General features: G+C 64.1%; 23 protein-coding genes and 1 tRNA gene. 11 read left to right on the forward strand and 13 right to left on the reverse strand.

The window, feature by feature from the left end:
• Positions 1-296: 296 nt before the first annotated feature.
• Positions 297-2,153 (forward strand): alkaline phosphatase family protein, encoded by a 1,857-nt coding sequence (locus HYH08_RS15370; RefSeq protein WP_220010662.1) that lies wholly within the window; start codon positions 297-299, stop codon positions 2,151-2,153.
• A gap of 51 nt (positions 2,154-2,204) precedes the next feature.
• Here HYH08_RS15370 and HYH08_RS15375 read toward each other — a convergent pair whose 3' ends face one another.
• Positions 2,205-2,777: a hypothetical protein gene (locus HYH08_RS15375; RefSeq protein ID WP_220010663.1), complete on the reverse strand. Its 573-nt coding sequence runs from the start codon at positions 2,775-2,777 to the stop codon at positions 2,205-2,207.
• Between the two features lie 392 nt (positions 2,778-3,169).
• Between HYH08_RS15375 and HYH08_RS15380 the strand changes: the two genes are divergently transcribed.
• The 3 genes from HYH08_RS15380 to HYH08_RS15390 all read left to right on the forward strand — a co-directional run bounded on the left by HYH08_RS15380 (position 3,170) and on the right by HYH08_RS15390 (position 5,761).
• Positions 3,170-3,829, forward strand: coding sequence for a peroxiredoxin (locus HYH08_RS15380; protein WP_220010664.1), 660 nt, complete (start codon positions 3,170-3,172; stop codon positions 3,827-3,829).
• A 135-nt stretch (positions 3,830-3,964) separates the two neighbouring features.
• The gene (locus tag HYH08_RS15385) at positions 3,965-5,404 is read left to right on the forward strand and encodes a cryptochrome/photolyase family protein (RefSeq protein ID WP_220010665.1); all 1,440 of its coding nucleotides are present in this window, start codon (positions 3,965-3,967) and stop codon (positions 5,402-5,404) included.
• 66 nt (positions 5,405-5,470) lie between these two features.
• Positions 5,471-5,761: a hypothetical protein gene (locus HYH08_RS15390; protein ID WP_228747858.1), complete on the forward strand. Its 291-nt coding sequence runs from the start codon at positions 5,471-5,473 to the stop codon at positions 5,759-5,761.
• 60 nt (positions 5,762-5,821) lie between these two features.
• On the opposite strand, the gene HYH08_RS15395 is transcribed toward HYH08_RS15390, so the two are convergent.
• The 3 genes from HYH08_RS15395 to HYH08_RS15405 form a co-directional block, all read right to left on the reverse strand.
• Complete coding sequence (locus HYH08_RS15395; protein ID WP_220010667.1) at positions 5,822-6,565, reverse strand: hypothetical protein; 744 nt, start codon at positions 6,563-6,565, stop codon at positions 5,822-5,824.
• 97 nt (positions 6,566-6,662) lie between these two features.
• Positions 6,663-7,535: a DMT family transporter gene (locus tag HYH08_RS15400; protein WP_220010668.1), complete on the reverse strand. Its 873-nt coding sequence runs from the start codon at positions 7,533-7,535 to the stop codon at positions 6,663-6,665.
• 92 nt (positions 7,536-7,627) lie between these two features.
• On the reverse strand, positions 7,628-8,074 hold the full coding sequence (locus tag HYH08_RS15405; protein ID WP_220010669.1) for a hypothetical protein: 447 nt from the start codon (positions 8,072-8,074) through the stop codon (positions 7,628-7,630).
• Between the two features lie 288 nt (positions 8,075-8,362).
• Between HYH08_RS15405 and HYH08_RS15410 the strand changes: the two genes are divergently transcribed.
• Positions 8,363-8,626, forward strand: a complete 264-nt coding sequence (locus HYH08_RS15410) for a hypothetical protein (protein ID WP_220010670.1) — start codon at positions 8,363-8,365, stop codon at positions 8,624-8,626.
• Positions 8,627-8,656: 30 nt separating this feature from the next.
• Here the strand turns inward: HYH08_RS15410 and HYH08_RS15415 are convergent, their stop codons facing one another.
• A complete protein-coding gene (locus tag HYH08_RS15415) occupies positions 8,657-9,118 on the reverse strand; it encodes a host attachment protein (protein WP_220010671.1) in 462 nt (153 codons plus the stop codon).
• A 315-nt stretch (positions 9,119-9,433) separates the two neighbouring features.
• Here HYH08_RS15415 and HYH08_RS15420 point away from each other — a divergent pair, with 315 nt between their 5' ends.
• Positions 9,434-9,709, forward strand: a complete 276-nt coding sequence (locus tag HYH08_RS15420; RefSeq protein ID WP_220010672.1) for a hypothetical protein — start codon at positions 9,434-9,436, stop codon at positions 9,707-9,709.
• A 451-nt stretch (positions 9,710-10,160) separates the two neighbouring features.
• Positions 10,161-11,126: an AraC family transcriptional regulator gene (locus HYH08_RS15425; RefSeq protein WP_220010673.1), complete on the forward strand. Its 966-nt coding sequence runs from the start codon at positions 10,161-10,163 to the stop codon at positions 11,124-11,126.
• A gap of 62 nt (positions 11,127-11,188) precedes the next feature.
• On the opposite strand, the gene HYH08_RS15430 is transcribed toward HYH08_RS15425, so the two are convergent.
• The 3 genes from HYH08_RS15430 to HYH08_RS15440 form a co-directional block, all read right to left on the reverse strand.
• Positions 11,189-11,265, reverse strand: a tRNA-Arg gene (locus HYH08_RS15430).
• A gap of 148 nt (positions 11,266-11,413) precedes the next feature.
• Entirely contained in the window at positions 11,414-11,983 is a 570-nt protein-coding gene (locus HYH08_RS15435) for a hypothetical protein (RefSeq protein ID WP_220010674.1), read from the reverse strand.
• Between the two features lie 161 nt (positions 11,984-12,144).
• Positions 12,145-12,714, reverse strand: coding sequence for a hypothetical protein (locus tag HYH08_RS15440; protein ID WP_220010675.1), 570 nt, complete (start codon positions 12,712-12,714; stop codon positions 12,145-12,147).
• Positions 12,715-12,872: 158 nt separating this feature from the next.
• On the opposite strand from HYH08_RS15440, the gene HYH08_RS15445 reads away from it, so the two are divergent.
• Complete coding sequence (locus HYH08_RS15445) at positions 12,873-13,259, forward strand: VOC family protein (RefSeq protein WP_220010676.1); 387 nt, start codon at positions 12,873-12,875, stop codon at positions 13,257-13,259.
• 54 nt (positions 13,260-13,313) lie between these two features.
• Here the strand turns inward: HYH08_RS15445 and HYH08_RS15450 are convergent, their stop codons facing one another.
• Positions 13,314-13,811, reverse strand: coding sequence for a hypothetical protein (locus tag HYH08_RS15450; protein WP_220010677.1), 498 nt, complete (start codon positions 13,809-13,811; stop codon positions 13,314-13,316).
• A 249-nt stretch (positions 13,812-14,060) separates the two neighbouring features.
• Between HYH08_RS15450 and HYH08_RS15455 the strand changes: the two genes are divergently transcribed.
• The 3 genes from HYH08_RS15455 to HYH08_RS15465 all read left to right on the forward strand — a co-directional run bounded on the left by HYH08_RS15455 (position 14,061) and on the right by HYH08_RS15465 (position 15,686).
• The gene (locus tag HYH08_RS15455; RefSeq protein ID WP_220010678.1) at positions 14,061-14,414 is read left to right on the forward strand and encodes a GrlR family regulatory protein; all 354 of its coding nucleotides are present in this window, start codon (positions 14,061-14,063) and stop codon (positions 14,412-14,414) included.
• A 201-nt stretch (positions 14,415-14,615) separates the two neighbouring features.
• The gene (locus tag HYH08_RS15460) at positions 14,616-15,167 is read left to right on the forward strand and encodes a helix-turn-helix domain-containing protein (RefSeq protein WP_220010679.1); all 552 of its coding nucleotides are present in this window, start codon (positions 14,616-14,618) and stop codon (positions 15,165-15,167) included.
• A 78-nt stretch (positions 15,168-15,245) separates the two neighbouring features.
• A complete protein-coding gene (locus tag HYH08_RS15465) occupies positions 15,246-15,686 on the forward strand; it encodes a DMT family transporter (RefSeq protein ID WP_220010680.1) in 441 nt (146 codons plus the stop codon).
• A 50-nt stretch (positions 15,687-15,736) separates the two neighbouring features.
• Here HYH08_RS15465 and HYH08_RS15470 read toward each other — a convergent pair whose 3' ends face one another.
• The 4 genes from HYH08_RS15470 to HYH08_RS15485 all read right to left on the reverse strand — a co-directional run bounded on the left by HYH08_RS15470 (position 15,737) and on the right by HYH08_RS15485 (position 21,299).
• Positions 15,737-18,424 (reverse strand): PAS domain S-box protein, encoded by a 2,688-nt coding sequence (locus HYH08_RS15470; protein ID WP_220010681.1) that lies wholly within the window; start codon positions 18,422-18,424, stop codon positions 15,737-15,739.
• A gap of 128 nt (positions 18,425-18,552) precedes the next feature.
• Positions 18,553-19,467 carry a DMT family transporter gene (locus tag HYH08_RS15475; RefSeq protein WP_220010682.1) on the reverse strand — a complete coding sequence of 305 codons (915 nt, stop codon included), beginning with the start codon at positions 19,465-19,467 and terminating at the stop codon, positions 18,553-18,555.
• A gap of 79 nt (positions 19,468-19,546) precedes the next feature.
• Positions 19,547-20,341 (reverse strand): NUDIX hydrolase, encoded by a 795-nt coding sequence (locus HYH08_RS15480; RefSeq protein ID WP_220010683.1) that lies wholly within the window; start codon positions 20,339-20,341, stop codon positions 19,547-19,549.
• A 4-nt stretch (positions 20,342-20,345) separates the two neighbouring features.
• On the reverse strand, positions 20,346-21,299 hold the full coding sequence (locus tag HYH08_RS15485; RefSeq protein WP_220010684.1) for a dihydrodipicolinate synthase family protein: 954 nt from the start codon (positions 21,297-21,299) through the stop codon (positions 20,346-20,348).
• Positions 21,300-21,366 lie beyond the last annotated feature (67 nt).

Below are 21,366 nucleotides of genomic sequence, written 5' to 3' on the forward strand. Positions count from 1 at the left end.
GCTCTTGTGCCACGGGGGCCGTCCACATATGGGTCCCGGCTCTGCGCAGCAACGCTGCGCGCTGCGTCGCGTCCGGGACACGAGAGAAAACGCGTGCCGCTCCTCGGCACGCCATCCTTGCCAAGGTGGCGCTCGCAATGACTTGTCCGTGAGAGCGATCCCCCTCCCCAACCCTCTTGCATGCCCTTCCGCTCCCGTAACAAAACTGTCACATAGCAAAACTAAACGATTGCCGGGGGCCGCGGTCGGCGGCCAAGCCGTTCACGCCAAAGCCGGCTCACCGCTAGGAGATCTTGATGCGCCGTTCACTGGTGTTGCTGTCAGCCGGGCTGACTGTGTTGTCCACCGGACTTGCGTCCGCCGAGAACAACACGCCCCGCAACCTGATCCTGTTCATTCCGGACGGCCTGCGCGCGCTGAAGGTGACGCCGGAGACGGCCCCCGCGATGGCCGAGGTCCGCGACAAGGGCGTCAACTTCAAGAACCCGCATTCGCTGTTCCCGACCTTCACCATGGCCAACGGCTCGGCGATGTCGACCGGCCATTATCTCGGCGACACCGGCGTGTTCTCCAACACGATCTGGACCAACTACACCTCGGTCCCCGCCGGCGACACCGTGGTCCCCTTCATCGAGAACGACGCCGTGCTCGGCGACATCGACGAGCATTTTAAGGGCGACTATCTCAACGAGGAGACCATTCTCAAGATGGCCCGCGACAAGGGCTACAGTACCGCTGCGCTGGGCAAGCATGGTCCGACCTATCAGTTCGACCACACCGACAAGCCCGAAAAGCCCGGCCTGCATTCGGTCGTGTTCGACGACGCCACCGGCACCAAGAACGGCGTGGCGTTGTCCGAGGAGGTGAAGGCGGCGCTGACCAAGGCCGGCCTGCCCCTCGCCACGCCACCGCGCGGCGACAATTCCAAGGCGGGCGACGCCAAGACGCCGGGCACCATTGTCGCGAACGTCGCGCAGCAGGCCTATTTCGCCGACGTCGCCACCAAGGTGGTGCTGCCGATGTTCAAGGCGCGCAACAAGCCGTTCGTGCTGGTGTTCTGGTCGCGCGACCCTGACGGCACCCAGCACAACCAGGGCGACAGCCTCAACCAGATCAAGCCGGGCATCAACGGCCCGAGCACGATGGCGAGCATCAAGAACGCCGACAACAACCTCGCCCAGATCCGCAAGGCGCTGGACGAGCTCGGCCTTGCCGCCAACACCAACATCATGATCCAGGCCGACCACGGCTTCTCGACCATCTCCAAGGAGAGCAAGACCAGCCCCTCGGCGAAGCTCAGCTATGACGACACGCCGGCGGACTTCCTGCCCATGGGCTTCCTCGCGATCGACCTCGCCAAGGCGCTCGACCTGCCGCTGTTCGACCCCAACGACAAGAACGCCAAGGTCGAAGGCAACAAGCACCCCAAGGCCGGCAACGGTGTGCTCGGCGCGAATCCGGAGAAGCCCGATCTCGTCATTGCCACCAATGGCGGCTCGGACCTGATCTATTTGCCGAACAAGGACAAGAAGCTGGCCGCCAAGACCGTCAAGGCGCTGCTTGACCAGGACTACGTCTCCGGCCTGTTCGTCGACGACCAGCTCGGCCGCTTCCCCGGCACCCTGCCCCTGTCGAGCATCAATCTGCGCGGCAAGTCGGCAACGCCGACGCCGGCGATCGTGGTCAACTTCCGCTCCTATGCCAGCGATTGCGGCGAAGCGCCGACCAACTGCTCGGTGCAGGTGGCCGACACTGTGTTGCGCCAGGGCCAGGGCATGCATGGCAGCTTCAGCCGCGGCGACACCATGAACTTCATGGCCGCGATCGGTCCGGACTTCAAAACCGGCTATGTCAGCGAGATCCCGGTCAGCAACGCCGATGTCGGCATGACGGCCGCCCAGTTGCTCGGCCTGCGCGGTTCGCAGAACGGCGGCCTGGTCGGCCGCGTGATGTCGGAGGCGCTGCCCAACGGCATCGTGCCGAAGGCGTACAAGATGGTGGAGCGCTCGAAGAAGAAGTCCGAGAACGGCCTCGAGACCGTGCTCAACGTCCAGCGCGTCGGCAGCCAGCGCTATTTCGATGCCGCCGGCTTCCCCGGCCGCACGCTTGGCCTCGAAGTCGAGACCGAAAAACAAAAAACGGCGGGGAAGTAACCCCGCCGCTTCGGCTCGCGCCCCGCAAGGGCGCGACAATATCTCGATCAATTACATGCCGATGTCGAACACGTTCGGCAATTGGCCCGCCAGGGGCAGCGCGGTGGCGCCGAGGAAGGTCGCCACCATCGCCATCAGGCGGCGGTTGTTCTGGCGCTTGCCGCGCATCTGGCCGGCAATCCATTCCAGCATCTCGCTGTTGACTTTGGAGGCATAGGACGGCGCCCAGCTCTCGATGTCGGTGTCGGCCGAGAGCGCAACGCTGCGCGGCGGAACCTTGAGGCCCGAGGCGCTCGCAGCGTAGTGCGCGACGGCCTTGGCCAGGAGGTCATCGAACCGGCCGCCATCGGTACGCTCGGTCGCGGCTTCGTTGATCTCGAACAGGACTTCGGCCTCCGCGCGGCTGACCGGCTGGTCGTTGACGGCGGTGGCCGTGAGGATACGGGTGCACCAGGCGGTGTCATCGGCATCGAGCGAGCGGGAAAAATGGACGCGGCCCTTGGTGGTCGGGCCTTCGCCCGTAATCACGCCGTCGCGCACGATGGTCAGTGCATGGGCCGAGGTATCGCGGCAGGACGGTTCGAGGGACGGCGACTCAACAGACTTAGGCGCAGCGGCGGACATAGTTCACTTCCAGATTTCTTCTGATCGACCAGCATTTCCATGCGGGCGTAAAGGGGTGGTTAACGATTCGATACGGGGATCGTGACTTTTCTCAATGGTTGCCAATTGGTCGCTGTCAGGACCATTTCGGTTCCATCGAACGTTGGGCGAGCGTGATGCGGGTCATAAACGGCTTTATCGGGGCAATCGAGACCGTGAAGCCCCGGTGGAGATGTTTCGCCGCAGGTGCCCGCGCAACAAAAACGTGCTGTTAAATCAGCCCTTCAGAGGAAGAATTCACATTTTACTTCAAGCGGTTCAGTCGGCGTTCACTTAACGCCGGCAAGCCCTTATAATGGTTCCGACGGCTCGACACTATTTCTCAAGCAAATTCAATGAGATGAGGTCAAACCATGACACTTCCGATCGGCGCCACAGCCCCCGACTTCGAAGCCGAGACCACCGAAGGAAAGATCAAGTTCCACGACTGGATCGGCAACAGCTGGGCACTGTTATTTTCGCACCCCAAGGACTTCACGCCGGTTTGTACGACCGAACTTGGCGCGCTCGCCCGGTTGAAGCCGGAATTCGACAAGCGCGGCGTCAAGCTGATCGGCCTCTCGGTCGATCCGATCGACCGCCACGCCAAATGGGCCGAGGACATCAAGGAAACGCAAGGCGCGGCTCCGAACTATCCGTTGATCGGCGACACCGATTTCAACGTCTCCAAGCTTTACGAGATGCTGCCGGCCTCGACCTCGGGCGATCCCCTCGTCCGCACCGCCGCCGACAACCAGACCGTCCGCAACGTCTTCATCATCGGACCGGACAAGAAGATCAAGCTGGTGCTGGTCTATCCCATGACCACGGGCCGCAACTTCCAGGAAATCCTGCGCGTGATCGATTCGCTCCAGCTCACCGCCAAGCATCGCGTTGCGACGCCGGCCGACTGGTCGCAGGGCGAGGACGTGATCATCGCGGGCTCGGTCTCCAATGACGAGGCCAAGACGATCTATCCGCAGGGCTGGAAGGAACCGAAGCCCTACATCCGCATCGTGCCACAGCCGAAGTGACTTTCGGCGCTCCCATCAGCGCCGGCCAATCATCCATCCCGGGGAGCCAATCCCCGGGAAAACTGACCCGCAGATGAAACTCTGCTCCCGTGTCACGTATATGGGGCATCCGCTCAACGAGACACGTTCCTGAGCATGCCAAGCGCGCCACCCGTCATCGTCTGGTTTCGCGATGACCTCCGCCTGTCCGACCATCGCGCCCTTCATGCTGCCGCGAAGACCGGCGCGCCGGTGATCTGCCTTTACGTGCTTGATGACGCGGCCGGGCGTGCGCCGGGCGGCGCAGCGCGCTGGTGGTTGGCACACTCTCTGCGGGCGCACGAGGCCGAGATCGCCGCGCGTGGCGGGTCGCTGATCCTGCGCAAGGGGCCGGCGGCCCGGGTGATCGCTGATGTCGCGCGCGAAAGCGGCGCCACCGCCGTCTACTGGAACACGATCGATCAGGCGCCGCATCAGGCGGTGGAGAGGCAGCTCGGGGCCGCGCTGGCAAAGCTCGGCGTCGACACGCAAAGCTTCCCCGGCGACCTGCTGGTCCCGCCCTCCGCGATCCGCAACAAGGAAGGCCGCGGCCTGCGCGTGTTCACCCCGTTCTGGCGGCGGGTGCTGTCGCTTGGCGATCCGCCAAAGCCCCTGCCCGCCCCGAAGGAGCTGCGCGCGGCCCCGAAGCTCACGAGCGACAGGCTGGAGAGCTGGAAGCTCGAGCCGACCAAGCCTGATTGGGCCGGCGGCCTGCGCGAGCGCTGGACACCCGGCGAAGCCGCGGCCCGCACGCGCCTGCGCGACTTCCTCAGGCTCACCGTGCGCAGCTATGTCGGCGATCGCGACCGTCCGGACCGCGAAGGCACATCATACCTGTCACCGCATCTGCGGTTCGGCGAGCTCAGCCCGCGCCAGGTCTGGCACGCCGCGCGCTTTGCCGCGGAGGAGAACCCCGCCATCGGCCCCGGTATCGAAAAGTTCCTCAGCGAGCTCGGCTGGCGCGAGTTCTGCCGCCATCTGCTCCACGACCACCCCGGCCTCGCCACCGAAAACCTGCAAACCAGTTTCGACGACTTCCCCTGGAAGGCTGACAAGAAGACGCTCGCCGCCTGGCAGCGCGGGGCGACCGGCTATCCCATCGTCGATGCCGGCCTGCGCGAACTCTGGCACACTGGCGTGATGCACAACCGGGTTCGGATGGTGGTGGCGTCCTTCCTGGTCAAGCACCTCTTGATCGACTGGCGCTGCGGCGAGAGCTGGTTCTGGGACACGCTGGTCGACGCCGATGCCGGCAGCAATCCCGCCAACTGGCAGTGGGTCGCCGGCTGCGGCGCCGATGCCGCGCCCTACTTCCGCGTGTTCAATCCGATTCTCCAGGGCGAGAAGTTCGATCCCGATGGAACCTATGTCCGGCGCTGGGTGCCGGAGCTGAAAGACCTGCCGGCCAAGCTGATCCACCAGCCATGGCAGGCAACGCCGGTCGAGCTTGCGAGTGCGGGCATCACCCTCGGCAAGACCTATCCGCAACCGATCGTCGATCATGCCAGGGGACGCGAGCGCGCGCTCGCCGCTTACGCAAAAATCCGAAAAGGTTGAGCGCTGCTTTGACACATTTATGAAACCCGCTATCGTCATCACTCCATACAAACCGTGGGGGACGATATGGACGACGAGAAGCCGGTCACCGAGCAGGTGATGGAGACGATGACGACCGCCGTGGAAGCGACCAAGGATGCCGCAGTCGCCGCCGTCAAGACGGTGAAGAAAGCCGCCAAGAAGGTCGCGAAGAAAGTCGCACCGAAGAAGGCCAAGAAATCTTCCAAGAAGGCTGCCAAGACGTCGTCGAAGAAAGCGGCCAAGAAGAGCGTCAAGAAGAGCGCAAAGAAGGCCGTGAAGAAAACCGCGAAGAAGGCCGCCAAGACAAAAAAGAAGGCCAAGAAGTCGAACCGCTGATCGCAGCGCGCGAGCCAGGTCTCCGGGTGCAGGCGCGCCCGGAGACGGCTCCTGCAAGCCCTACCCCTGCTTTTTGGCCGCACGCCGGCCGGGGTGATGCACCCCGTGCGGATCGCGAAATTCGCTGCGATGACCGCGCCGGTCCTCCTTGTTGAAGCGCCGCCGCTTCGCCGGCGAGCCGAACGCCCTGATCACCTTCCTGCCGTTGACCTTCTTGATGACGTAACCGCCCTCGGTCATCGAGAACGGCTCCGTCAGCGTTCCCTTATGGTCGAACTTGGTGCCGCGGGGATGCTTGAACGGTTCGAACCAGGACGGATAGACGAAGTTCGACATCTCGAAGCCGGCGACGCGGAAGGAGTCTTCCTCCACGGCGTCGCAGACCTCGTAGGCGTATTGGGTGTTCCTGTTCTTGTCGGCCCAGAGGTTGGCCATGGGATCGAGCACCATCTCGAACAGCTCGTGCGAGGCCGCGACGCTGATGGGCTCATCGCCGAGCGCCTTGACGAAGATCTTCGAGATCGGCTGGCCCCGATGGGTCAGCTCGTGTCGCCCGAGCATGTTCTCGTGCAGGGCGTCGTCGAAATAGACCAGCTGCCAGTCCGTCCGCTTCGGCCTGTTCGTGACATAGAGGTCGACCGGATAGCCCCACACCGGCATGAAATGCTGGTCGTAGCATTTCTGGAGTGCCGCGGTGAGCCTGCTCATCATGCGGCCGCTGATCGTCTCCTGCGCGTAGTTGATGCAGGCAATCCGGACCGGCTTCAGGGACCTGCCGAGCAGTGCACGTCTCGCTTTCTTCATGGAAATCACCGTTGCGAAAAGGAAGCTGAAATGCGGCCAGCCTAACACGAGCGCGCGCGCACGTCAGGGATGTATTCCGACGCACCAGGACGCCTTCCTAGAAGCGCCGGTTGACCACGAACACCGCCGCCGCGCACATCGCCATGCCGGCGATCGCCAGCGCATCGAGCCTTTCGTCGAACAGGAGATAGGCCATCAGAGCGGTCACGGCCGGCACGAGGTAGAACAGGCTCGCCACCGAGGTCGCCGCGGCGTGGCGGATCAGCCAGTAGAGCAGCCCGATCGATCCGATCGAGAGCGCCACCGCGAGCCAGGCGAGCGCGAGCACGAACTCCCGCGTCCAGTGCACCACGCGGTCCTCGAACAGGAACGCGCCGATCGCGAAGAAGATAGTGACGGCCACATATTGCACGAAATTGCCGGCGCGCCAGTCGATGTGGCTGCAGTAGCGGCGCTGGTAGAGCGTGCCGAGCGTGATCGAGACCAGCGAAACCACGGAGGCGAGCCAGCCCAGCCCGGCCTCGCCGGTCATGGGGCGGCCGTGCAGGATCAGTACCACGCCGCCAAGGCCGAGCACGAGGCCCGCCCATTGCACCGGGGTCACCTTCTCGCCGAGCCAGCGGTTGGCGATGGTGGAGGTCAGGATCGGCTGCAGGCCCGGAATCAGCGCGGACAGCCCGGCGGGAATCGAATGCGCGATCGCGATCGCGGTGCCGCCGAGATAGAAGCCGTGGACGAGGATGCCGGCGACCGCGCTGTGCACGATGCCGATGCGGTCAGGCCATTTCGGCCGCGCGATGGCAGCGATGATCGCCATCAGGCCGACCACGATCGCCATGCGGATGGCGAGATAGGTCAAGGGATCGGCGTTGTGGATGATGTATTTGGTGCCGATGAACCCGGTGCTCCACAGCAGCACGAACAGGATCGGCGCGGCGCGGGCGGTCAGGGCTTCTTGATTATGGCTCATTGCCGCCCTCATTGCCCGAGGACGACCGGTGCGGCAATGCGAATTTCGGCAGGCTTGGCGATGCTGCGCTGCGACGAACTCAGCTCAGGCGCTCACCATTCTTCCGGACAGGGATCGATGATCTTCCAGAGATCAACGCCGTTCCTGATCTTCTTCATGTCGGTGGTGAGCCCGCCATTGCGGCGGATCCAGTCCTTCACCGTATCGGGATAGTAGGACATCAGGTCGGATGTCCCCTCCGCGCTGGTGACCTTGATGCCGAATGTAAAGGCCTTGTCGTAATAGGCCTGGTGGAAGCCGAGGCTTGCCTTCGGCGTCACGCAGATCTTGTTCATCGGCACGATGCCGAGGACGAGGGTGCAGGCGGAGTTGCAGATGCCGTCGATGATGACCCGCTCGCCCTTCTCGCGGACGCGCTTGTACTTGGCCTTGTACTCCTCGACATAGCCGCCATGGTCGCGGGTGATGTGCAGATCGGCGTGCGCCGACGTGGTGGCGGCGAGGCAGAGCAACAGCAGGCTCAGAAGCGTGATGCGCATGGCGAGGCGACGGTGAAACCTTGCAGGAATGGGCCGGCCTCGAAGAGCACCCCAAGCGGCCGGCAGGAATCTTTAAGCGAATTCTTCTTGGTCATACTTGTGTGGGGAATTCGTTAAGCATCCCGAAAAGGCCAAAAATGGGCAGGCCCGGCGGCGACGACCGGCAATTCTGTCACACCCACCTGGAAATCTACGGGATTGGCCCGGTTTTCGGGCCGCCGGACGGGTACCGGCAGCCCGAAACGGCTATAAAGGCGGAGCTATTCGTGCGGGTTCCGGAGAATCGAGATGAGCAAGTTGAAGCTTGTAGCCGCAGTTGCTGCCCTGTCGGCCGCAATCCTGTCCCCCAGCCTTGCCGAGGCCCGGGGACATCACCGTTACCACCGCTCCTACGCGAACCCGCTGCCCTACCCGATCAGCTACGTCCACAATTACGGCCCGGGCAGCACCCCCGGCACCTTTGCGTTCTACGACGGCCCGTCGACCAACCATTGCTACCAGAGTGCCGCCGCCTATGTCGGCCAGGACCGCCGCCGGCATCCCTGCTACTGAGGGCGCCGGCGCGTCCGCTGCGGCTCGTCGCTATCTCGCCGCGCCCGACCGCAGCAATTGCTTCTCGATCTCGTAGACCGGCATCTTGACGAGGTCTTTGCCGACCTCGTTCTGGAGTGCCTTGCGCACGCCGTCGGAATAATCGGCGCGGATCATGCCGAGCGCGCGCGGCGAGGCCACCATGGTCAGCGCCGAGGTCTCGCCCGCGCTGACGGCCGCATCAAGCCGGCCCGCGAGGCTCCGCAGGAAAGCTCGTTCGGCCTCATCGTGCCAATCGGTCTGCTCGACCGAACTGCGCGCACCGCCTGCGGCGGCGTGCAGCCGGCCCGGCGCATCGGTCCCTTGTGCGCTGGTTGCGGGATTGGGTTGCTCGTGCACCTCCCGGGTGTGGAGGTTCGGAAACATCTCGTCACCGAGGTTTTCCAGGATGAGCGCCTTGCGCCCGTCGCACACCACCAGCCAGTCACCCTTGTCCAGTCTCATCTTGTCCATTGCACAGCTCCAAGCATCTTGTGGGCCTGAACTTCGAATTGCTCGAAATGCGGGCCACGGCGACAAGACTAGGGACGAAGCGGCGCAGGCGAATTGCGCGGGATCAAGGATGGTGGCGATCTCGTGTGGGGCAGCAGCAACGCAAGCGCAGCATTGGTCATGCGCGCGAACCTGGGATAGTCTGGCGGCGTTAAGGATCAGGACTGCGGCGGCAGGCTGGCTGACGACTTGTTCATCAGCATTACATTTCGGTTCCGCCACAATTTGATCAGAACAACTTCGATATCCTGTATTGCGTAAGCGGAGGAAGACATCATGAAGCTTAAGATTGGCCTCGTCGCCGCATCCCTGTTCGGTGCCATCATGGCATCGCCGGCGGCGTCCGCCATGCCCATCGCGCCCGCACCTGTCGCCCCTGAGCTCTCCAACGTCGAGCAGGTCCGCATGGTCTGCAACGCCTGGGGACAGTGCTGGTGGCGCCCGAACTACTATGGATATTATGGGCCACGGCCGTATTACGGCCCCCGCTATTATGGACCGCCGCGTTATTACGGCCGCCCGTATGGGTATTACGGCTATCGCCGTTGGTGATATCGGAAGGGGCCCTCCGGGGCCCCTTCCCTTTTGCGAGATCCGGCGGCGGTGCGTTCTTCCAATCTGGACCGGCTCCAAAACTGATCTAGATCAAGGACGACGACCGCGATCCGGTCAATGCAGTCCTGATGGCGGATTTTATTGTTTTCCGATGCCCCCGGACGGGCATGAATGTGCAGACACATCTGGAAAAGCAGCAGAGAGCGGAAGGGCGCAGGTTCGAGTCCTTCGAGTGCCCCGCCTGCACGTACGTTCATTTCATCGACCTCGCCTCCGGCCAGCCCATAAGCCGAGACCGTTGAACGTGACATCGATCTGCTGCGCAGCGTGGCATGATGTCCGCAATACTACGGCCAGAAATCCAGTTTACTGAATCGTCCTATTTCGCCATTGATGGCGATGTACCGACGTTCATTTCATTGTCACATTTCAGCATCCGGCCAGACGCATGTTCTTCGACGCTCTCGCCCCCTCTTCTGCTCTCCAGTTGGTCCGATTCACCGATGTCGACGCGTTTCGACCGGCCGAACAGCTGGAGGATGCCCGAAGCATTCCACTCGACGTCGCCAATTTCGCAGCCGCGCGCGCGGTCGTGAATCTGCCGGGATGCCGGATCATCGTGGCGAGGTCGTTTGCACGGATCCTCGATACGGCCTATCGCGCACCGGGCGGCATGGTGATCCTGCCGATGACGGACGATCTGCGGGCCTCCTCGAGCGGGATCGATCTCGACTCGCGCATCTTCATAGCCTTGCGCGGCAATCATCACTGCCATTTCGTCGAGCACCAAACCAACTACCATGCGCTGATCATGTTCTCACCCGCATTGAAGGATCGCGGCTGGTTTGATCGCGCCGATGCATTGTGGGTTCGCATCGCAGACCCGGCAGCGCACCTTCACGCCCGACAGCTCGTGCTCGATATCTTGCGGACCGCGTCCGTCAACCCCTACATGTTCGAAACGCGAGAGGTCGCCGCGCACCTTCAGGAAGGCCTGCTGCTCGCCTTCGACGACCTGTTTCAGATTGACCCGATGTCGGAGCGCAGCGCCCTGAATGCGAGCGCGCGATCCGCCAAGCTCGTGCAGCAGATCGACGACTATGTCGCAGCCTATCCGACCTCACCAATCTATACCGCCGAGCTCGCCAATGAATTTGGCGTCTCGGTCAGGACGCTCAGCGGCGCAGTAGCCAAGGTGCGCGGCATGAGCCTGCATCAATATATCCGCCTGAAACGGCTGTGGGCGACGCGCACGCAGCTCCTCAGAAGCGGTGGCGCGTCGGTTGCGACCTGCGCACGCGCGCAGGGTTTTCATCATCTCGGCGAGTTCGCTGCGGCTTACCGCGCGACCTTCCACGAGGCGCCCTCGGACACGCTGGCACGGGCGCGGCAGACCGGTCCTCGGGCGGGCTGACCCAAAGCCACATCAGCGGCTGCCGTCACCTCATGGAACATATCTGGAACACCGGCGGGGACTGGCGCGCTCGGAAGGATTCGAACCTCCGACCCTCGGAATCGAAATCCGATGCTCTATCCAGCTGAGCTACGAGCGCCCCGGCCCGGCGAACGGGCTGTCACCGAACGCCACCTGACGGTGCTTGAGTGCCATCACCGGCCGACGTTCGGGTGCGTTCGAATTAGCAGACAGGCTGGGCAATAAAAAGCCCTTCCCGTCTCGATCTAGGCGGGGCAGAGATCCTGTCACCAGGTCGTGTTGAACAGGCCAAAATGCGGTTGCTGGGCCACCATCATCGGCCGGCCATATTGCGGGCCGCCGTACTGCGGTCCGTACTGACCGTACTGCGGCGCCGGATGCGCTCTCGCAACCTTACGCTTGGGCTGGGCCTGGACCGGAGCGGCCTGCGGAAGCTGCGCCTGAGCCTGCTGGACTTGAGCCTGGGGCTTCGCCTCGCCCTTCCTGGCTGAGGCAGTGTCGACCTTCAAATTGGGCGTAAACTGGGCGAACGTCTCGCGCACCCGCGCCTTGGCCGACATCTCGGCAAGGGCCGGCGACGCGGCGTCATGCGCCGGAGGCTGCGGCGCTGCGGCAGAAGCGGTCTTCAGCACTGGCGCGGCGATCGTTGGCTGGCTGGTGTCGAGCACGACCCGCTCAGGCAGATGCCGGTCGGACCGGATCCGGATGATCGGCTGATCGTTACTAGCGGTCGCAGCCGAAGGCGCGACGGGCGATGCCGGCACGACATAGTTGACCGCGAACAGCAGTGTGAGCAGCGCTCCACCGACAAAGACGAAATACCGAAAGATAGGCATTGGCCGCGCTCCGCCCCCCGCATCCCCGCGTGGGCTCTTCGCCTCAACAGGCGATACTCTGATTGGTTCCTGCACCCAGCCATTGGTTCAAATGGCAACGTCAAGTTTTTCGGCCAAGACCCCGGCACGGTCACTTTTCTGCTACCCGGACATGCCGCCGTCTACGCACGCCGGGCCGCGACCAGCGAACATTTCGCCTGATCCGCATTGACGTTGATGAAGCCGACAGGAACGCGCGCGAAGGTCTTGCGGCTCTTCATCGTGACCGTCTCGGCCAACACCCGACTGCGGTCGGTGAGATGACTGCCATCGCGTCGTGCGAATGCGCAAACGATCTCGACATCCTTTACGGCATAGTCGTTGTCATTTCGCAGCGTGAGCGTCACCAGCGCCTTCGAGCCGAGACCGCCGCGGCGCCAGGTCTGCGACGAAATCCTGAGGCGATCGAGCTCGGCGAGCATCGTCTGGGCTTGGGTGAGCTGCGGAGACGCGGCTCCCGCATCGCCGGGGGCAGCAGGTTCGACCGCTGCCAGCTCCGGCTTCACCGGCTCAGCGCCGTTGCCTTTGAAGAGGGGCAGCAGCATCGAGATGCCGCACCCGACGATGATCGCTGCCAGCAACCACAGCAGGCCGCGGCTAAACGAGACGCTTGCGATCGTCACAGCCCGCGCGAGGCGCTCGCCAATCCCTGCGAAGCGTCCCAACCCTGTCAGGTCAAGCTTGGCGTTCACGGCTGCATCACCAATGGTGGACCACGCCACTGCTTACTTTAATCCGGCAGACGAACTAAGGTTCCCGCGCTTCATGCGAGTCGGCAAGGGCAGTGGCGATCGCTGCCTGAGGCCGCTAACATGCGCCGCAACATCAAGCCCCGTTGGGAGAACAAGAAATGCCAGTCGCCGTCACTTGGGATCACGTCCATCTGCGCAGCCCCGATCCGGAGGCCACGGCAATCTGGCTGCAGGACATCCTCGGCGGCGAGGTCGTGCGCGCGCCGGGACGGATCGACGTCAATCTCGGCGGTGCTAAAATCTTCATCGCGCCAGTCGAGGGCGACAGCGCGGTCAACCCGCCGCCGCCGCATCCGCATCAGGGCCTCGACCATTTCGGTCTCACCGTAAAGGACATCGACGCTGTCGCCGCCGAGATCAAGGCCAAGGGCGTAACCTTCACGCGCGAGCCAACGACGATCCGCCCCGGCGTTCGCATCTGCTTCATCCGCGGCCCCGAGGGCATCTCGATCGAGCTGCTCGAGCGTGACAAGAAATACACCTGACGCGGCGCGAGCCGCATCGGGCGGTGATGGGACGCCGTGCGTGTTGCCGCCCGGCTAAGTCATGCTACCGGGCATAAAGCAGCGGATGGTGACTCCCATGTAGCCGTAGATCGGCCAGACCATGGTGCGTCCCACCCGGTTTGGCTCCGAGATCACGGCCTCCTCGGGCACGTCGACCCAGACCAGCTCCTGCTGCTGGCCGTCGAGTACAAAGCCCAAGCGCGGGACGCGGACACGATAATGCCCGTCCTTGCTCTCCCAATCGGTGTCCGAGAGCGCCGAGCCATCGGCGTCGGAGCAGCAGGGTCCCTTGCCGCTTCGCAGGCCATCGAACCAGGCCTTCAAATCGGCATTGGTGTTGACGAACTGGCCGCGATCGCGCGCGTGCCCGAAGGGGGCGGCGAGCGCAATCAGGGCAATGGCGCAAGCCAGCCTCGCCACGCTTCGCCAGCGTGTCGTGTGGCCTGTCCTCCATTTTTCGCTTTTGCAATTCGTGGAACGCACACTGTACAGACGCGGCTCATCGCCGCCGGAATCGATCCAGTTGCTCACGTTTGTCTTGCTCCAGCACCCCGCGGCTAGTGCAACTATGGTTATGCATGTTGCGGGCCAACTCTGATTCGCAACCGTCGGCCTCGCCCCATGATGAGACAGTCATAAGTGCGTCACAGACAAGCCGGGACAATTACGGTTTGACGAGTTGCCAACCGGCAAACTGCCACGTTGCGCCAGCGGATGCGCTTTGGCATAAAAGCAGGACCGGTTACGCCATTGGGCGATGGCGGCCGGCCTCGGGACGTTATGAAGAACGGCCTCTACTCGATTCACGTCAACCTGCTCGATGGTCGAACAGGCAAGGGCAGCGGCGTGATTCTTTTCCGCGACGGCAAGATCCTCGGTGGCGATGCCTACCTCTATTACACCGGCAGCTACGTCGTGAAGGACGACCATACCTTCAAGGGCGAGGTACTGGTGCAACGGCACACCACGCCGCGTGGCGATGACAATCCACTGTTCGGCGGTCCGGCCCCGGTCGGCATCGGCGTCAGCGGCACCTACACGGACACCCGCGCGGAGATGACGGGAACTGCGCTCGTCGGCAAGGCCAGCCTGATTTTCGGCGCGACGCTGCACAAGCTCGCAGAGGCAGATTAGGCCGCGCGGCTCTGCTGACATCCCGAGCAATAGCTCATATGCAGTGAGAATGCCTGGATCGTGGACATATCGCCCATGGGCACGCGACTCGGCGATTGAGCTGGGCCACCTCGCGGCGACGCAGGCTGCCGCGCTCGCGTATCATGTTCACCCTCCCCGGATGTTCAAGTCGCCGCCGTGACCGAGGGGTGGCGCATATACTTGACCACATTCGGAGAGTTATGCGCCACCCTCGGCGATATCGTCGTCATCCCCGCGGGCGAACCACATGCCTCGTATGGTGGCCCCAGCTCGATCGTCACCCATCTGTACGTGCCCAGCGGTCATGCAGCGGTGAGAGAGATCTCTAGGCCGCTCCGCATGCGCCACTCGCTGGCCACCTCGCCTGACGAGATACTCGATGCGATCGGCTCGCACGCCTCATGGCCGAGAGATCCCGTGTTGCCAGCCCGGCGTGCGGCGCTGACGAAGTTGGTTTCGTACGACGACCTCGACATCCGCGCGTTAGCGGCACGACAAGGCCGATCGACCGACGGCTTCATACGGCGGTTCAAGCGGGAGGTTGGAATGACCCCTGCCGCCTATCGTCTTGCGCTGCGACTAGCCTCGGCACGTTCGCTGTTGAAGCGCGGCGACACCGTCGCCGACGTGGCTTATGCCGGCTCGTTCTCCGATCAGAGTCACCTTGGTCGCCTGTTTCGGCGCGCTTACGGCACAACACCGGCCGCCTATCGTTCAGCTTTCGCGGATTGAGGCGGTCGATTTCATTCCAGACGTGGATCGGCCCGGACGTTAAGCTGGCTCCGCCTCTCCATTCATCGCGAGCCTCGCATGAACCTTCTGGCATCCTTCGTGGTCCTGCTTGCGGGCCTAAGCCTCGCCCTTCAGCAAGTGTTGAATGCTGGCCTTGGTAATGCCTTGCAATCAGCGAGGTGGGCGGCGTTCGTGAGTTATCTTGGCGGAACAATCGCATTGCTGCTGGTTCTGGTCGCGTTGCGCGAACCGATTCCCGCTACCGCGTTGACCGGGCGAACTCCCCTGATCGCATGGACCGGGGGAATTTTCGGCGCGGTCTTCATCGTGACCAGCATCTTCATGGTGCCGCGCCTCGGCGTGGCGACGGTGTTGACGTTGATCGTCTTGGGTCAGTTGCTCGGTTCGTTGGCGTTCGACCACATCGGTATGCTCGGCCTGCCGCAGCATCCGATCACGTTGACACGCGCGTTGGGCGCCGGCTGTCTCGTCCTCGGTGCAGCTCTCGTTCGTGGGTAAAGTCGGCCCGCAGCGCCCACTTGCTGCGCGTCAATGGGGCCGCTGGCTGCTCACTCCGCCGCCTGCTCCAGCGGCGCCGTGCGCGGCAGGATGATCTGGATGCGCGTCCCCTCGCCCGGCTCGGAATCGAGATCGAGCCGTCCCCCCAATCGATTGGTGACGATGCTGTAGACGATGTGTAGCCCAAGGCCCGTGCCGCCCTGGTCGCGTCTTGTCGTGAAAAACGGATCGAAGGCCCGGCGGCGGACGTCGAGCGACATGCCGCAGCCATTGTCGGAGAAGAGGATCTCGACATTGTCCTTGCCGGACTCGCGCACCTGGATGTCGATGATCCCGGGCCGGCCGTCCGGGAAGGCGTGCGCCACCGAGTTGAGGAACAGATTTGTCAGCACCTGGCCGTACGGTCCGGGATAGCTGTTCATGGTGAGGTTGGGCTGGCACTCGACGTTGAGCGTCAGATTGTGCTTGCGCAGGCCCGGCCGCAGACTCATCACGACCTGCTCGGTAAGGTCGCCGAGGTCGAAATTGCGCTGGTCCGAATAGTTGCGATCGGCGGCGACCTGCTTGAACGACTGGATCAGCTCGGCGGCGCGATTGAGATTGGAGACGAGCTGCGAAGACGCATCGCGGCTGGTGTTGAGGAAATCGTTGAGCGTGGAGCGCCGCAGCTCGCCGCGCTCGACCTCGGCGGTGAACATCGCGGTCTTGCGCTCCAGGGCGGAAGCGACCGTGAGGCTGATGCCGACGGGATTGTTGACCTCGTGCGCAACGCCGGCGACGAGCCGCCCCAGCGCGGCGAGCTTCTCGGCCTCGATCAGCGAGGCCTGGGTCTCGCGCAGATTGCGCAGCGCGGTCTCGGCGGCTTCCTTGGCCTTGCGCATCTCCTGCTCGCCGCGCTTGCGCTCGCCGATGTCGAGCGCCACAGTGACGATCCGCTCGATCTCGCCCTCGGCATCGAGCAGCGGCAGCTTGTTGACCAGCCATTGCCGCATGTTTCCAGAGGCGTCCTTGTATTCCTCCTCGTAGAAGCCGAGGCCCTTGCGGATGCTGAGCACGCGCTTGTCGTTCTCGTCCGTCTTGGCCGCACCGTAGCGCGACATCAGGTCGGCCGTGGTACGGCCGAGTGCATCGCCGGGCTCGATGCCGAAAATGCCGGCCATGTAGCGGTTCATCAGCACGTAGCGCAGGTTGCGGTCCTTGACGTTGATGACAGCGGGCACGGTGTCGATGACCTGCTGGAGCAGGCGCCTGCCTTCGGCGATGGCGTCTTCCGCCCGCTTCTGGTCGGTGATGTCACGAAGCGTGCCCTCGTAGCGGACGATCTTGCCCTGCTCGTCCCGCACCCCCGTCGCACTGTCGGAGAGCCACAGGATGTCGCCGCTGCGCTGGCGCACCTGGTACTCGAACTCGCGCACCATGCCGTCGCGGTGCATCAGCCGCTGATACTCCACACGCGCCTCCGGATGGACGTAGATGGTGTGGGCGATGTCGTTGATGCTGTCGATCAGGTGCTGCGGGCTGTCATAGCCCATCATCCGCGCTAGTGCCGGATTGGCGTTGAGGAGGTCGCCCGCGGGCGTCGTCACATAGATGCCGTCGACCGAGCCCTCGAACAGCTTTCGGTAGCTCTCTTCGGCGAGGCGCTGCTCCGTGAGCGCGCGCACCGCCGCCTCGCGCGCGGTGTCGGCCTCCTCCAGCGCGCGGCGGAAAACCTCGGCGGCGCGCGCGATGTCGCCAATCTCGTTGTCGAGGTCGGCGGACGGGATCGAGGTGTCCTTCTCGCCGGCCGCGAGCGCGCGGATCGACCTTGCGATCTTGGCCAGCGGCCGAACCGTCCGCCGCACCACGAAGGCGGCCGCGAGCATGCCGATCAGCACGCCGATGGTCCCGAACACGATGCTCTGCCAGCGCGCTTCCGTCAGCGTCCGGGCGAAATCGCGCGACAGCACGTGGCCGCGCCTGGCGCTCACTTCGCGCAGCAATTCGGTGACGCGGCCGATCAGCCGACCCTCGGTGCCCAGCACTTCGCGGTCGATGTCGGCGATCTGCCGCTCGCGGACGGCGACCGCGATGATCGCCTCGGCGTAGTCGTTCACGGCAGCCCTGAGCCTGGCGTCCGTGATGTCCATCGTGCGCATGTTCTGCGCGGCCTGCTCGGCCGCGGACGGATTGCGTGCAAGCAGGCCGAGCGCGATCCGGCTCTGCGCCTCCGACAGGCGGGAGGCGAGCTCACGGTCCGCGGTGGCCCCGACGGCCGCGTCGAACTGGTCGCGCAGCGGCGGCAGGCCGGCAAGCAGCTGGGCGCGACGGTCAATCAGGGTCGAGATCCGCTCGAGGCCGTTGCGATAGGTCGCAAGGCGCTCGGTTACGCCGTCGATCATGTCCTGCTGCTCGGGCGCAAGCTCGATGCGGGTCTTCTTCAGGATGTCGCTGAGGGTCGAGGCCGCCTCGCCCACCTGCTTGAACTGGATGCCGGCGCCGGGATCGGTGACGAAGTCGCGTGCCGCGAGCCGCAGTTCGTTCATGCGGCGATCGATGTCCTCGGCGAGGTCGCCGACGCTCTGGAGCCGCTGCAATTCGGCGAAGGTGGTGTCGATGTGCCGGATCGCGATTACGCTCGCGGTCGAGGTGACGATGATCACCGCCAGCACCAGCAGGAAGCCTCCGAACGTCAACTGGCCGATGGACAGCGAAAAGATTCGCTTTTTCTCGGGGGGCGGCGTCAATTCGGCGGACATTGGTGCGTTGAGAGACCGGGCTACGACTGGAAGCCCAATATACGACGTAATGCACGCCCGGGGGAACATGCCTCCCGCTGCCGAATATCCTTAATATCGCAGGCACTCGGCCTGCCCTCCCCGCCGGATTATGACGTTTTGACGCTCGCCTGCCGCCGGGCCGGGATCGTCATGGCGGCCACGCCGAGGACGACGCAAGCCAGGCCGATCCAGGCGGTGCGGCTCAGGGTCTCGCCGAGGAAGGCGACGCTGATGGCGACCCCGATGGGGACGCGCAAATAGGCCTGCGCGGTGGTTCCGACCGAGCCAAGGGTTTGGATCAGGCGGAAGTAGATCGCGAAGGCTGCCGCGGTCGAAAACGTCGCCAGGGCCAGCAGCGCCAGGACGGAAGCGAGCGATGGCGACAGCGTCCAGGGCTGCTCGAACAGCAGCGAGGCCGGGATCAGCGCGGCCGCCCCGGCCAGCAGCGAGCCGGCCGCGGGCGCCATCGGGTCGAGGCCTTTGAAGCTGCGGCCGAAGATCGCAGCGCAGGCGTAGCAGATGGTGGCGGCGACGATGGCGGCTTCCGCGACGAGGCCGCTACCGATGTCATGAAAGGCATCGACGCCGACGATCAGCAGGATGCCGGCCATGCCTGCGACCACGCCGAACAGTTTTCGCGGGGTCGTCGCCTCATGGCGAGTGACGATCGCTGTCAGCAGGAAGGTGAAGATGGGACCTGCCGAATTGAGGATGGTGGCGAGGGCCGCGTCGACATGGCGCTCGCCCCAGGCGATCAGCGTCCACGGGATGACGCTGTTGAGCACGGCCTGGAACGCGAAGCGCCGCCAGGTCACGGCGTCCGTGGGCATGCTGATGCCCCGCGCCCACATCACGACGAGCAGCAGCAGGCCCGCGATCGCGGTGCGCGCGGCGATCAGCGTTATCGGCGGGATGGTGGCGACGCCGAGCTTGATGAAGGCGTAGGAGCCGCCCCAGAGCGTTGCGAGCGCGACCAGCAGCGCCAGTTCGACGGCGATGCTGTTGTCCTGCCTGATATCCATCCGATGCGTCCCGTCCTTCACGATGGACGGAACCTAGCGCGTTCGCGCGCGCCAATAGTTCGCTGCGTATCGAAGTGTTCTAGCCGACCGCGCCGACCTCGAACACCTCGCCGTCATAGCCGGCCTCGCGGGGAATGCGGAGCTGACGGCCGGTTGCGGTCTTAGTCATCACAGGCATCACCGTGACGATGGACATGCCCTTGGCATCGTCGAGTGCGGACTTCACGCTGGGCTGCTTGGCGAGCCGGATCAGATTGCGCGTGGTCGGGAACGGCAGCTTGAAGCGGCCGCTCTCGCCGCCCTCCACCGCTTCGCGCGCCGACAGCCAGATCGAGTCGGTGGACTCGCGGCCATCATGCGCACCGAGCTGGTCGGCCGGTGCGGCCGCAAGGAAGAACCAGGTGTCGAACCGCTTCGGCATGCCCTCCGGTGTGATCCAGTGCGCGTAAGGCACCAGCGTGTCGAGTGCGAGCTGGAGGCCGTTGTCGTCGAGGATTTTCAGGAAGCTGATCTTGTGGTCGTTGAGCGCAACACGATGCTTGTCGGCGATCTCGCCGGCGCGCTTGGCATCGATTGGCGTGCCGGAATCTCTCGACCGCGCCAGCAAAATCCCGCTTTCCTCAAAGGTCTCGCGAATCGCGGCAATCCGAAAGCCGCGGTCCGCTTCGCTCAAGGCTTCGCCGCCCGAATAGAGATCGGCGCGGGCGACGATCTCCTTGTCGCCCGCATCGACGCTGCCGCCCGGAAACACCAGCGCGCCCGAGTTGAACTCGATCTGATGATGGCGGACCATCATGAAGATTTCGACTTCCTTCGCGCCATCGCGCAACAGGAGGATCGTCGAGGCCGGGCGTGATGCTGATGTCTCGGCCATTCAACTAGCCTGCGGCGCTGGATTGCGGGCCGAGATTGGCGCGCTTGTCGAAGCGGGCAACGCGCGACAGCAAATAGTCGACCTCGGCCTTCGCCGTCGCCGTCATGGTTGCGCCCGGCTTGCGCTGGGCGCTGGAGGCAATGATGCCGCGCTTCTGTAGCACGTATTTTCGCACCGTCAGGCCGACGCCGGGCTGCTGCTCGTAGCGGATCAGCGGCAGATGCGCATCGAAGATGTCATGCGCGGCATCGCGCTTGCCGGCCTTGGAGAGGTTCACGACGTCGATCAGCAGTTCGGGGAAGGCATAGCCGGTCATGGCGCCGTCGGCACCTCGCTCCATCTCGAAGTCGAGGAACGTGCCGCCATTGCCGCAGAGGATCGAGAGCGGGCGGAGCGAACCGTCCTTCTGAAAGCCGCGCAGGGTCGAGATCTTCTCGAGGCCCGGCCAATCCTCGTGCTTGAGCATGACGCAGTTCGGATTGTCCATGACGATCTTGCGGATCACCGCGGGGGTGAACACCACCGTGAGCGTCAGCGGATAGTCCTGGAGCACCCAGGGAATATCCGGGCCGATCGCTTCAGCGGCCTGCTTGAAATAGCCGACGATCTGGTCGTCGGTGCGAAGCGAGGGCGGCGGGGCGATCATCACGCCGGCCGCGCCGGCGTCCATCGAGGCCTTCGCCAGCGAGCGCATGGTCGCAAAGCCCGGCGCGGAGACGCCGACGATCACCTGCATCTTCTTGGCGCGCTTGACGTAGCGCACCGCCACCTGCTCGGCCTCGGCGGCATCGAGCTTGGGGGCTTCACCGAGGATGCCGAGCACGGTGACGCCGTCGCAGCCAACCTCCTCGTAGAAATCGGTCAGGCGATCGATCGAGCGCTCGTCGATCCTTCCGTCATCGTGGAACGGCGTCGGCGCGATTGCGAAGGTGCCCTTGGCGTCGGCAGTCAGTTTCATCAGTCTCTCTTTCCAGGTCATTCCGGGGCGTGCGAAGCACGAGCCCGGAATCCATTTGTCTGCTACG

It is taken from the genome of Bradyrhizobium sp. BR 10289 (assembly GCF_019455385.1).
In the GTDB taxonomy this organism is placed as follows: domain Bacteria; phylum Pseudomonadota; class Alphaproteobacteria; order Rhizobiales; family Xanthobacteraceae; genus Bradyrhizobium.